The 11,723-nt window shown below is 67.5% G+C and carries 10 protein-coding genes; 6 read left to right on the top strand and 4 right to left on the bottom strand.

What is annotated here, in order from left to right:
• The first annotated feature begins 45 nt into the window (after positions 1-45).
• Both cobT and cobA read left to right on the top strand, forming a co-directional pair.
• Complete coding sequence (cobT, locus tag Rhe02_RS36555; protein ID WP_373320766.1) at positions 46-1,047, top strand: nicotinate-nucleotide--dimethylbenzimidazole phosphoribosyltransferase; 1,002 nt, start codon at positions 46-48, stop codon at positions 1,045-1,047.
• On the top strand, positions 1,044-2,453 hold the full coding sequence (gene cobA, locus Rhe02_RS36550) for a uroporphyrinogen-III C-methyltransferase (protein ID WP_203913037.1): 1,410 nt from the start codon (positions 1,044-1,046) through the stop codon (positions 2,451-2,453). The genes cobT and cobA overlap by 4 nt, the downstream gene beginning before the upstream one ends.
• Here the strand turns inward: cobA and Rhe02_RS36545 are convergent.
• The 4 genes from Rhe02_RS36545 to Rhe02_RS36530 are packed head-to-tail and all read right to left on the bottom strand — an operon-like array spanning position 2,388 to position 8,240.
• Positions 2,388-3,335, bottom strand: a complete 948-nt coding sequence (locus Rhe02_RS36545; protein WP_203913036.1) for a GNAT family N-acetyltransferase — start codon at positions 3,333-3,335, stop codon at positions 2,388-2,390. The genes cobA and Rhe02_RS36545 overlap by 66 nt on opposite strands.
• Positions 3,336-3,337: 2 nt before the next feature.
• Entirely contained in the window at positions 3,338-4,255 is a 918-nt protein-coding gene (locus Rhe02_RS36540; RefSeq protein WP_203913035.1) for a GNAT family N-acetyltransferase, read from the bottom strand.
• A gap of 26 nt (positions 4,256-4,281) precedes the next feature.
• Positions 4,282-6,813: a trehalose-phosphatase gene (gene otsB / locus Rhe02_RS36535; RefSeq protein WP_203913034.1), complete on the bottom strand. Its 2,532-nt coding sequence runs from the start codon at positions 6,811-6,813 to the stop codon at positions 4,282-4,284.
• Positions 6,810-8,240 carry an alpha,alpha-trehalose-phosphate synthase (UDP-forming) gene (locus Rhe02_RS36530; protein ID WP_203913033.1) on the bottom strand — a complete coding sequence of 477 codons (1,431 nt, stop codon included), beginning with the start codon at positions 8,238-8,240 and terminating at the stop codon, positions 6,810-6,812. Before Rhe02_RS36530 ends, otsB begins: the two co-directional genes overlap by 4 nt.
• A 38-nt stretch (positions 8,241-8,278) precedes the next feature.
• Between Rhe02_RS36530 and ettA the strand changes: the two genes are divergently transcribed.
• The 4 genes from ettA (at position 8,279) to Rhe02_RS36510 (ending at position 11,678) form a co-directional block, all read left to right on the top strand.
• Positions 8,279-9,955 carry an energy-dependent translational throttle protein EttA gene (ettA, locus tag Rhe02_RS36525; RefSeq protein WP_203913032.1) on the top strand — a complete coding sequence of 559 codons (1,677 nt, stop codon included), beginning with the start codon at positions 8,279-8,281 and terminating at the stop codon, positions 9,953-9,955.
• A gap of 7 nt (positions 9,956-9,962) precedes the next feature.
• The gene (locus Rhe02_RS36520; RefSeq protein WP_203913031.1) at positions 9,963-10,364 is read left to right on the top strand and encodes an acyl-CoA thioesterase; all 402 of its coding nucleotides are present in this window, start codon (positions 9,963-9,965) and stop codon (positions 10,362-10,364) included.
• On the top strand, positions 10,349-10,918 hold the full coding sequence (locus tag Rhe02_RS36515; protein ID WP_203913030.1) for a DUF8185 domain-containing protein: 570 nt from the start codon (positions 10,349-10,351) through the stop codon (positions 10,916-10,918). The genes Rhe02_RS36520 and Rhe02_RS36515 overlap by 16 nt, the downstream gene beginning before the upstream one ends.
• A gap of 181 nt (positions 10,919-11,099) precedes the next feature.
• Complete coding sequence (locus Rhe02_RS36510; protein WP_203913029.1) at positions 11,100-11,678, top strand: type III secretion system chaperone family protein; 579 nt, start codon at positions 11,100-11,102, stop codon at positions 11,676-11,678.
• The last annotated feature ends 45 nt before the right edge of the window (positions 11,679-11,723 follow it).

Raw genomic sequence — 11,723 nt, 5'->3', positions numbered from 1 at the left:
ATTCGTACAACGATCGAGGGGATCTCGCCGCTGGACGGCGAGGCGATGCAGGCCGCAAGGCAGCGGCAGGCGCGCCTGACCAAGCCCGCCGGATCGCTGGGCGAGCTCGAGGAGCTTTCGGTACGCATGGCCGGGCTGGCCGCAAGCTGTCCGCCGCCCGTGCTCGCGCCGGCCGCGCTGGCGATCTTCGCCGCCGACCACGGCGTGCACGCGCAGGAGGTCACCCCGTGGCCGCAGGCGGTGACCACGCAGATGGTCGCCAACTTTCTCGCCGGCGGCGCGGCGGTCAACGCCTTCGCCCGCCAAGCCGGGGTCGGTGTCACGATCGTCGATGTGGGTGTCCTGTCCGATCTGGACCCAGCCGACGGGCTGATCCTTGCCAAGGTGCGCAACGGGACAGCCGACATGTCGGAGGAGCCGGCGATGTCGCGCGAGGAGGCCGTCGCCGCGGTCGAGACGGGCATCGGTGTGGCCGGCCGGCTCATCGACGAGGGTGCCCGCATCTTGCTCACCGGCGACATGGGTATTGCCAACACCACCGCCTCGGCAGCGCTCATCTCCGTTTTCACCGGACGCGATGCGGGAATGGTGACCGGCTATGGGACAGGTATCGACGCGGCCACCCACCTTCGCAAGATCGAGGTCATCAAACGAGCGCTGGCGCTGCACGAGCCGTCCGCGGAAGACCCGATCGGCGCGCTCAGCACGGTCGGCGGGCTTGAGCACGCGGCGCTGGCCGGGTTTGTGCTCGGCGCTGCCGCACGCCGGGTGCCGGTCATCCTGGACGGGGTGACCGCAGTGGCCGCAGCCCTTGCCGCGCAAGCACTTGCGCCGTTGAGCCGGGAGGCGATGATAGCCGGGCACCGCTCGGTCGAGCCCGGCGCGACGGTCGCGCTCGCCAAGCTCGACCTGGCCCCGCTGCTCGAATTCGGGATGCGGCTGGGCGAGGGGACTGGCGCTGTGCTCGCCTACCCCGTGGTGGCGAGCGCCGTCCGCGTGCTGCACGAGATGGCCACCTTCGACTCCGCCGGTGTCACCGAGAAATGAAAGACCTCTACCCCTTGGCGCTGAAGCTCGATGGGCGGCTGGTTCTGGTCGCCGGTGGCGGATCGGTGGCCACCCGCCGGGTGCCCGCTCTGCTCGCCGCAGGTGCGCGGGTGCGGCTGGTGTCGCCTTCGGTCACGCCCGCGCTGCGCGGTCTCGCCGACGCCGGAAGGCTGGAGTGGATCGAGCGGCGCTTCGAAGCGGCTGACCTACAAGGAGTCTGGCTGATCCAGGTCGCCATCGACGACGCCGGCGCGGCAGCGGAGATCTCCCGGTTGGCCGACGAACGGCACATCTTCTGTGTGCGCGCCGACGACCGCCACGCCGCGAGCGCCTGGACCCCCGCGGTCACCCGGCACGGCCCGGTGACCGTCGCCGTCCTCGCCGGCGGCGACCCGCGCCGCGCGATGGCCGTCCGCGACCAGCTGGCGGATTTCCTTGCCGCGACGGCGATTGCGCCTATGGGTGCAGAGCAAAGGTCCGCTGGACCGCAGCCCAGGCCAGGCGATGCCGTGGCGGCGGGCACCACCGCAGGCGGAGCGGCGCAGGCGGTGGCAGCGCAAGCAGGGGAGGCGGGTTCCGCCACTGGCGGAGCGGCGCAAGCGGGGGCGGCGCATGCTGGGGAGGCGGGCGGCACGGCGGCTGGTGGGCGTGCGTTCGGGTGGGAAGGGGAGGCAGCCAAGGGGACGGTGGCGCTGATCGGTGGCGGGCCTGGCGATCCGGAGCTGATTACGGTCAAGGGACGCAGGCTGCTCAACGCCGCCGATGTGGTGGTGGCCGACCGGCTGGCGCCGGGGCTGCTCCTGGACGAGCTGCGCCCGGAGGTCGAGCTGATCGACGTCGCCAAACTGCCCTACGGCCCGGCCGCACAGCAGGACGAGATTCACCGGATTCTCGTCGATCGGGCGCGCCAAGGCCTGTTTGTGGTGCGGCTCAAGGGCGGTGACCCCTATGTGTTCGGCCGCGGCGGCGAGGAGGCGATCGCCTGTGCCGAAGCGGGAATCGCGGTGACGGTGGTGCCCGGGGTCACGAGCGCCATCGCCGTTCCGGCCATGGCCGGGGTGCCGGTGACCCATCGCGGGGTGACCCACGAATTCACCGTGGTAAGCGGACATCTCGCGCCGGACGATCCCGGATCGCTGGCCAACTGGCCCGCGCTGGCGAAGCTGAACGGAACTCTCGTCATCCTGATGGGCCTGCGCCAGCTACCGTCCATTGTGGACACTCTGGTGGCCAACGGGCGCGATCCGGCGACCCCTGCGGCGATCGTGCAGGAAGGGACGACCCAATATCAGCATGTGGTACGGGGAAAGCTGACCGAGCTGCCCACACTGAGTGCTGGGTTACGCCCGCCCGCCATCGTCGTCATCGGCGAGGTCGTCAGCGCCCTGGAAGGTCTTCAGCATTGACCGCTGGCTGTCGATGACCTTGTATCCGAGCCAGTCGTTGACCGCCAGCATGGCAGCGTTGGTGTAGTCGTTGGCGGTGACGGCCGTGGTGATGCCCGCCGCGGCGGCCTTGCGCAACGCGACCGACTTGAGCACCTTGGCCAGGCCGCGCCCGCGATAGGCGGGCAGCGTGGCGGTGCCACCCGACCAGCATCGGCCGGTGTGCAGATTGGCCTCGATGAGGGTGTGGGCGACCGGAACGCCGTCGACAACGGCCACCTGGCTCATCTCATGGTTGAGGTCGGGGCTGTTCCAGAGCCGGCTGAGCCAAAGGTCGTATGGCATGCCGTTGTGGGAAACGTCCCCGGGTTCATCGGCGGCGGCACGCGTGTCGAGCTCGTAGACCGCCTCGGGGGTCAGCGCGCTGAGGCTCACCAGGTTGGCGCCGGCCGGTGTCGGCGGGATCGGCGGCAGGCCGTCGAGGCCCACAGCCGAATAGCGTGCCGACGCGCCCGAGGTCCAGCCTCGGGCCTGTGCCCAGGCGACGATGTCGGGCCGGTCGAGGGCGTAGCCCTGGGCGCGGCGCAACTCCAATGTTCCAAGGTGTGCGTCGAGTCTTTCGTAGAGCGCCGAGCCGATGCCGCGCCGGCGAAAGCGCGGGTGCACCGTGCAGGTGGCGAAGCCGACACCGGGCTCGCTGGTGGTCACATTGAGGGCCGCCAAACCCAAACCGACCACCACGCCGTCAACCTCCGCGGCAAGCTGAAGTATCCGTGCCTCCGGTGGGATGGCGGTGGCCCAGTTGCGCTGCGCCGCCAAAGTCGCGTAATGCCAGCTGTAGCTGGCTTGGCGGATGAGGTCGAACGCCGGCAGGTCGTCCAGGGTGGCCTCGCGAATCGACATCCCTAATTCTTAGCATCCGCGAAGTTTTTCAGCATGGACACCTCGCTCACGGTGGGCCGGTAGCCGAGCCAGTCGTTGATGGCGAGCATGGGCGCGTTGGTGTAGTCGTTGGAGGTGATGGCCGTGGTCACCCCGGCCTCGGCCGCCTTGCGCAGCGCGACGGACTTGAGCAGCTTCGCCAGCCCCCGCCCGCGATATGCGGGCAGCGTCATGGTGCCACCGGACCAGCAGCGCCCGGTCTCCAGATTGGCCGACACCAAGGTCATCGAGGCGGGCACGCCGTCGACGAGAGCCACCTGGCTGATGTCGTGGCGCAGATCGGGGTCACGCCAGATCCGCTTGAGCCACATGTCGTAGGAAAGGCCGTCGTAACTGACATCGCCCGGCTCATCGGCCGAAGCCGTCTTGTCCAGATCGTAGGCCTCCTCGGGGGCCAGCGCGGAGATGCTCACCACGGTGGTGTCGCCCGGGGTCTGCGGCATGGGCGGCAGGTTGCTGGTGTCAACCGCGGAGAATCGGCCCGTGGCGCCCTGCGTCCAGCCCCTGCCCTCGGCCCACGCGATCACCTCGGGATCGCCGGCCGCGTAGCTCTGCGCACGCCGCAGGTCGAGGGTGCCCAGGTGTTCCTCGATTTGCGCGTAGAGCGCGCCGCCGATGCCGCGGCGGCGGAAGTCGGGATGCACCACACACGTCACGGAGCCGACGCCGGGCTCCTTGGTGGTCACATAGAGGCCGCCCATGGCGAAACCGACCACGGCCCCGTCGACCTGCGCCGCCAGCCGAAGGCTGCGCGCTTCCGGCGGGGAAGAGGTGAACCAGTTGCGCTGAGCCACCACCGTGGCGACGTGCCAGCTGAAGGCCGCTTGGCGAATGCGGTCGAAGGCCGGCACGTCATCGATGGTGGCTTCTCTAATCAGCACCCCTACTGTCTAGCAGCGTTGACAACTCATTTTCCGGACAGCAGCTGCGCGCACCGGATGAGCCCGAGATGGCTGTAGGCCTGCGGATGGTTGCCCAGCCCGCGCTCGAGATCGGGGTCGTACTGTTCGGGCAGCAGCCCGGTCGGGCCTGCGGTCGCTATCAGCTGCTCGAAAAGCTCCTCGGCGTCCGCCCGCCTCCCGGTACGGAGGTAGGCCTCGATCAGCCAGGCGGTGCAGACGTGGAATCCGCCCTCCTTGCCGGGCATGCCATCGTCCCAGTGGTACCGGTAAACAGTAGGACCGGAACGCAGGTCGGCTTCGACGGCGAGCACGGTGGACAGGAAGCGTGGGTCATCGTCGGACAGCAGCCCGGACAGTCCAATCCAGAGGCTCGAGGCGTCCATCTCCGGCGAGCCGTAGGCGACCGTGTAGGCGCCCTTGCCCTCGTGCCACCCTTGCGAGAGCACGTTTTCGGCGATGCGGTCGCGCAGGTCCTCCCACTCCGGGCTGACGTCGGAGGTGTGCCGGGACAGGATTTTGATCGCCCGGTCGACGGTCATCCAGCACATGACCTTCGAGTAGACGTGGTGGCGCGGGGGAAGCCGGGCCTCCCACAGCCCGTGGTCGGGTTCGTGCCAGCGCTGCGCGACGGCGTAGACCATCGCCTCCAGCACCCGCCATTCGTCGTACTTCACCTTGCCGCGCTTGTCCGCCACGGCCATCAGCACATCGGCGACCGGCCCGAAGACGTCGAGCTGGAGCTGTTTGTTGGCGGCGTTTCCGACGCGGACAGGCCGCGACCCTGCATAGCCGGGAAGGTCCTCGATGACCGCTTCCGGCCCGAGCTCGTATCCGTCGACCGTGTATAGGGGATGCAGCCGCTCCGGATGCCCGCCGGTGTGCTCGACGCAGTTGTTCACCCAGCGCAGGAAATTCTCCGCCTCGGTGAGCGAGCCGAGATCGACCAGCGCCTTGACCGACATGGCCCCGTCGCGCAGCCAGCAGAACCGGTAGTCCCAGTTACGAATCCCGCCAAGGGTTTCCGGCAGTGACGTGGTCGCGGCGGCGAGCACCCCGCCGCCCTCGGCGTGGCACAGCCCGCGCAGCGTGAGCGCGCTGCGCAACACCAGCTCGCGCTCGACCGTCGGCAGCGTCAGCGATTCCGACCATTCCCGCCACGGCTGCTCGGCCTGATTCAGCCTTGACTCGGTGGTGATCGGATACGGCGACAGGTCCTGACTGCGCATGCGCAGGTCGAGCACGACTTCGCCGCCAGCGGCCGCCAGGTCGACGACCGCGCGGGCGACGTGGTGCCCGCCGTCGTCCATGACGTCCCACTGCACGCCGGGGGCGTAGAGGGAGAAGTGGTCGCTGGTACCCAAAATAAGCAAGCCATCGCCCAGTTCCTGCAGTCGCACGGGAACCTGGCCGAACTCGGGCCGGGGGGCGAACTCCACCACCACGACGGCGTTGCCGGTGAGGCGGCGCAGCAGATGGTCGCCGTCGAGCCAGTCCGTGATGGTCAGGCCCGACCAGCGGGTCTCCACGGTCATGGTGCCCGGCCGGTAGCGCTGCCCGAGCGGGTGGCCGCCCTTTTGCGGGCACACCGTGAAGTGGCCGGCGGGCGAGCCGCCGAGCAGGTCGGCGAAGACCGCCGCCGAGTCCGGGCGGGGATGGCACATCCAGCTCACCCGCGCGTCGGGGGTGACCAGGGCGACCGTCTGCCCGTCGGCGAGCATGGAGTGGCGCTCGATGGGCACCGCCCGCTCGCCGTAGAGCCAGTTGCGCCGGGTCTCCAACAGCAGCGCGAGCACCCGCACGGCCTGCAGCGGGTCCTGTACGCGGTAGTGCGCCGCCGACTCGCCAGGCCCGACCTTGATGCCCAAGTCCTTGCCGGACAACGATCTGAACGCGTTCTCGTCGGTGACGTCGTCACCGAGGAAGAGCACCCCGCCGGCCGAGACCTGCCTGCGCAGCTCCTCGATCGCGGTGCCCTTGTGGGTCGCGAGCACAGAAAGCTCGATGACCTCTTTGCCCTCGCCGGTGTGCACCCCGGCCCACTGCACCGGACCGGTGCGCACCGCGTCGAGCATCGACTCGGTGACCGATTCGGAAGCGGTGCGGGTATGCACGGCGACGCTGGCCGGTTTGGCTTCCAGCCGAACGCCGGGATGAGATTTGGCGAGCATTTCCAGCTCCGAGAGCAGGCGCCCGCGCAACTCGACCAGCTCAGGCTCGAGGCGGGCCACGAAGCCCACGTCGAACTCGGAGCCGTGGCTGCCGACCAAATGGACCTCGCTGGGTAGGCGCGAAAGCGCCGCCAGATCTCGCAGGGCGCGCCCGGAGACCACCGCGACGGTGGTCTGGGGCAGCGTAGCCAGCGATCGCAGCGCTGCGACCGCCTCGGGAAGGGGTGCTGCAGCAGCGGGGTCTTCAACGATCGGCGCGAGTGTGCCGTCGTAGTCGCAGGCGACGAGTAGTTGCGGGATGCGTGCCAGCAGAGTGATGGCTGTGCGCATCGCAGGTTCGAACCCGTCGCGGTCGACGTCGATTGTCATGCCCGGATCTCCGTGGTGTTACCGATTTCGGCCAGGGTCTGCAAGAAATCCGATGCCCATGCGGCTACGTCATGGCGGCGTAGGTGTCGCTGCATGACGCTCATTCGTCGACGGGCCTCGTGGGGGTCGACATTGACGGCACGCATGAGGGCTTCCTTGACTCCGTCAAGGTCATGCGGGTTGCAAAGAAACGCCTGACGCAGCTCTCCGGCCGCGCCCGCGAATTCGCTGAGCACGAGCGCGCCGCCATGCTCGGCACGCGCTGCCACATATTCCTTTGCCACCAGATTCATGCCGTCTCGCAGTGGGGTCACCATCATCACATCGGCCGCGCAATACAGCGCGGCCAACTCGCTTCGACTGTACGACTGATGTAGGTAATGGACCGCAGGCACGCCGACCCTGCCGAAGTCGCCGTTGATTCTGCCCACCTCACGCTCCACTTTGACCCTCAAGGCCTGGTAGTGCTCCACCCGCTCCCGGCTCGGCGTCGCTACCTGCACCATTACCGACTCGGGCACGCTGAGCTTGCCGTCGGCCAGGAGCTCGCGGAAAGCCTTCAGTCGATGTTCGATGCCCTTGGTGTAATCAAGCCGATCGACGCCAAGGATCACCGTCTTTGGATCACCCAGCTCGGAACGGATCTTGAGCGCGCGTTCCCGCACGAGCGGGTTGTCGGCCAGGCGCTGCATCTCGCCGACATCGATGGAAATGGGAAAGGCGTCGGCCTTCACCTTGCGGCCCTCATACTCCAAAACGTTCCCCGAGTACGGCGTACCAAGCAAGTGCTTGGCCAGGCGAAGGAAATTCTGTGCCGCGAGCCGCTGCTGGAATCCGACAAGGTCGGCGCCGAGTAGACCGCGCAGCACCTCCGTGCGCTGCGGCTGCTGCATGAAAAGCTCGATCGGCGGAAAAGGGATGTGCAGAAAGAACCCGATCAGCAGGTCGGGTCGCATCTCCCGCAACATCGCGGGCACAAGCTGCAACTGGTAGTCCTGAATCCATACCGTCGCTCCCGGGGCGGCCACCTCGGCCGCTGCCTTGGCGTAGCGCCGGTTGACCTCGCGGTAGGCGTCGCGCCAGCGCCGCCTGTAGATAGGGGGCTCCACTGCATCGTGGTAAAGCGGCCAGATGGTTGAATTGGATTGACCCTCGTAATAACGCTCAACGTCGTCGTGGGTGAGCGTCACGGGTACCAGCTTGATCCCGTCCACCTCGAAAGGCTCCGGCGCCGGTCCCGGTGACCCGGACCAGCCGATCCAGGTGCCGCTGTGCTCGACGAGGACGGGGTGCAGCGCGGTGACCAAGCCGCCGGGGCTTGGCCGCCACCTGCGGCCGCCGGTGGTCCGGGCCGCGGGTGTGTCATCGCTCACCTCGTCTACCGGAAGACGGTTGGCGACTACGACGAACGGACTACCTTGGACCATCCTTTGAGCCTACTAAGACCATCTGGGAGGATTCTCGAGTGGCTCAGTTCATTTACACGCTCGAAAAGGCACGTAAAGCGCACGGCGACAAAGTCGTCCTTGACAACGTGACCCTCAACTTCCTTCCCGGCGCCAAGATCGGCGTGGTAGGGCCCAATGGCGCGGGTAAATCCAGCCTCCTGAAGATCATGGCTGGGGTGGATCAGGTCTCCAACGGCGAGGCCCGGCTCATGCCTGGTTACACGGTCGGGATGGTGGCCCAGGAGCCCCGGCTCGACGAGTCGCTGACGGTGCTGGAGAACATCGAGCTGGCCGTAGCCGACACGAAACGAAAACTTAATCGCTTTAACGAGATCGCCGAGCTGATGGCGACCGACTACTCCGACGCGCTCATGGACGAGATGGGCCGGCTGCAGGAGGAGCTCGACCACGGCGACGCGTGGGACCTGGACTCCAAATTGGAGCAGGCGATGGACGCGCTGCGCTGCCCGCCCGGCGACGTGCCGGTCGCGCCGCTGTCCGGTGGCGAGAAGCGCCGGGTGGCCCTGTGCAAGGTGTTGCTGGAACAGCCCGACCTGCTGCTGCTCGACGAGCCCACCAACCACCTCGACGCGGAGAGCGTGCTGTGGCTGGAGCAGCACCTGGCCAAGTATCCGGGCACGGTCATCGCCATCACCCACGACCGGTACTTCCTGGACAACGTGGCGCAGTGGATCCTCGAGCTCGACCGCGGCCGCGCCTACCCGTACGAGGGCAACTACTCCACCTACCTGGAGAAGAAGGCGGCCCGCCTTTCCGTCGAGGGGCGCAAGGATGCCAAGATGCGCAAGCGTCTCTCCGACGAGCTGGAATGGGTGCGCTCCAACGCCAAGGCACGGCAGACCAAATCAAGAGCCCGTCTTGACCGGTACGAGGAGATGGCCGCCGAAGCCGAGAAGACCCGCAAGCTCGACTTCGACGAGATCCAGATCCCGCCCGGCCCGCGTCTGGGCAACACGGTGATCGAAGCCAAGAACCTGACCAAGGGCTTCGGTGACCGGGTGCTGATCGAGAACCTGTCGTTCTCGTTGCCGCGCAACGGCATCGTGGGCATCATCGGCCCCAACGGCGTCGGCAAGACCACGCTGTTCAAGACGATCGTGGGGCTGGAGAAGCCGGACTCGGGCGAGGTCAAGGTCGGCGAGACGGTCACACTGTCCTATGTGGACCAGACCCGGGCCGGCCTGGAGGGCAAGCAGACCCTGTGGGAGGTCGTCTCCGACGGCCTGGACTTCCTCATGGTCGGCAAGGTGGAAATGCCTTCCCGCGCTTACGTTGCCGCCTTCGGCTTCAAGGGGCCCGACCAGCAGAAGCCGGTGAACGTGCTCTCCGGTGGCGAGCGCAACCGGCTCAACCTCGCGCTGACCCTCAAGCAGGGCGGAAACGTGCTGCTGCTCGACGAGCCGACCAACGACCTCGACGTGGAGACACTGTCCTCTTTGGAGAATGCGCTGCTGGAGTTCCCGGGCTGCGCCGTGGTCATCTCGCACGACCGGATGTTCCTCGACCGCGTCGCCACCCACATCCTCGCCTGGGAGGGCGACGATGAGAACGAGGCGAAGTGGTTCTGGTTCGAGGGCAACTTCGACGCGTACGAGAAAAATAAGATCGATCGGCTGGGCGCCGAGGCGGCCCGGCCGCACCGTGTCACTCACCGCAAGCTCACCCGCGACTAGGCAAGCCGTGCGGTTCACCTACGAATGCGCTTTGCGCTGGTCTGACCTGGACGCCTACGGACACGTCAACAATGCCCGTTTCCTCACCCTCTACGAGGAAGCGAGGGTGGCGTTGATGTTCGTGGGCGCCAGGCAGGCCGGTGTCACCTCGATGGAGGACGGCATCGTGGTGTCCCGCCATGAGGTCGACTACCTGCGGCCGGTGGACTACGGCGATCCCGTGCGCATCGAGCTGTGGATCGAAGAGCTGCGCACGGCCCATTTCACCGTGGCCTACGAGCTTTACGACGGCGAGCTCATCGCCAGCCGGGCGCGTTCCGTGCTGGTTCCCTACGACCTCGTCAAGCGCCGCCCACGCCGGCTTTCTGCGGCCGAGCATGACTTTCTCAAGCCGTGGCTCAAGACGTAGATCTGGCGCAGTTCGCGCGGCGGCTGTTGCGGTTCGACGCCGGCGCGCTGATCCGCCTGCGAGGCGATCGGGCGTGGGGGCTGCTGCCCTGGTCGGTATTGGTTTCGGTGTCGCTGCCCACGCCGGTGCAGGGCGACCGGGTGTTCGCTGCCAAGGACGGAACACCCCGCGATGCCCAGTGGGTGGTGGCCCTGCCGCCGGCGGCTGCCAGCACCGTTGAGGTCGTTCCCCTCTCGTCGGTACTGGGTGCCGCCCAGGCGGCCGCCAAGACGCTCAGGGAGCTGGCTGGCCGGGCCGGCGAGCGCGCGATCCGCGACGCCCTGCTCGACCACGAGGTGATCACGGGAGTGTCCGATGTGGACGGAACGTCGTTCACCGTGACGCAGCGATTGGTGCAGGCGATGGTCCGGATGGGATTTGCCCAAGCCGACCCGATTGAGATCCGCGTCACAGGCCCGTGGACGGCATTGGCGTCCCCGTTGGGGCAAGCTTGGCACCGGCAACAAAGTCAGTTAACCGTTCGGCCGATAGTCAACCATCTACATGGCCGGTAGGGCTCATACTTTTGGTTTGGGACCGTCGGTAAGGGGCTGACGAAACCGGGGCTGTACGGGTAGCCTCACGCCTCGGGATCTACTGAGGGTAGGCGGGCGGCTCCACTCAGCATCGTCTTTCTCTCGCATCGGTCACGGGGGAGGGAACCCTTGGCATTCGCTGAAGAAGGGGGCGTGGACGATGGCGTGGTTTTCGTGGCGGTGGTCTGACCAACCTGAACGGGGGGAGACAACCCGGGAGAGGATGGTGCCGATGCAGCGTGACTCTATGCATTGTCCCGATGACTTATCCATGCTCGACCGGCTGCCACCCGCGCCCACGGCGCTCGTGGCCGACATCAACCCACCGATAACGTTGCGGCGGGTGGCCTCAACCCTCGATCTTCTCGATGTGCGGCACCTCTCCGACGGCGAGGCGAGCCTGCTGGCGCTCTGGGAACGCCACGCGTTGCTCTTCGCCATCGAGGGCCCCGATGACGAGATCCTGGTGATCCGCACGAGGCCGCACGCGACCGTTTCCCCCGAGCTTTCTGAGCTCGCCTATCGCGCGGTCAACGAGTGGAACCATGCCCGCCGTTTCGCCAAGGCGTATGTCGGCGACCCTACCGAGCGCGGCCAACTGCCCATATATGCCGAGTGGCAGGTCCCCCTGCGGGCCGGCATCCACGACGCGCTGCTGCTCGAAATCGTTGACTGTGCCGCCTCCGTGTCGACCACCTTCGTCGACTGGCTCCATGGCGACGGCGGGATCCTGCTCTAGGCCCCTGGCCCGCAAGGCTGCTCGCGGTGGGGCGGCTGGTGCGGG

It is taken from the genome of Rhizocola hellebori (genome assembly GCF_016862955.1).
GTDB lineage: Bacteria > Actinomycetota > Actinomycetes > Mycobacteriales > Micromonosporaceae > Rhizocola > Rhizocola hellebori.
This window is presented reverse-complemented; position numbering and strand designations above follow the sequence as displayed.

Bases quoted from the DNA above. Each gene is read 5' to 3' on its own strand.
- Rhe02_RS36545 (WP_203913036.1), bottom strand. From the start codon at position 3,335: ATGTCGATTCGCGAGGCCACCCTGGACGACCTGCCGGCGTTCGACCTC.
- Rhe02_RS36530 (WP_203913033.1), bottom strand. From the start codon at position 8,240: ATGGTCCAAGGTAGTCCGTTCGTCGTAGTCGCCAACCGTCTTCCGGTA.
- cobA (WP_203913037.1), top strand. From the start codon at position 1,044: ATGAAAGACCTCTACCCCTTGGCGCTGAAGCTCGATGGGCGGCTGGTT.
- cobT (WP_373320766.1), top strand. From the start codon at position 46: ATGCAGGCCGCAAGGCAGCGGCAGGCGCGCCTGACCAAGCCCGCCGGA.
- otsB (WP_203913034.1), bottom strand. From the start codon at position 6,813: ATGACAATCGACGTCGACCGCGACGGGTTCGAACCTGCGATGCGCACA.
- Rhe02_RS36510 (WP_203913029.1), top strand. From the start codon at position 11,100: ATGGCGTGGTTTTCGTGGCGGTGGTCTGACCAACCTGAACGGGGGGAG.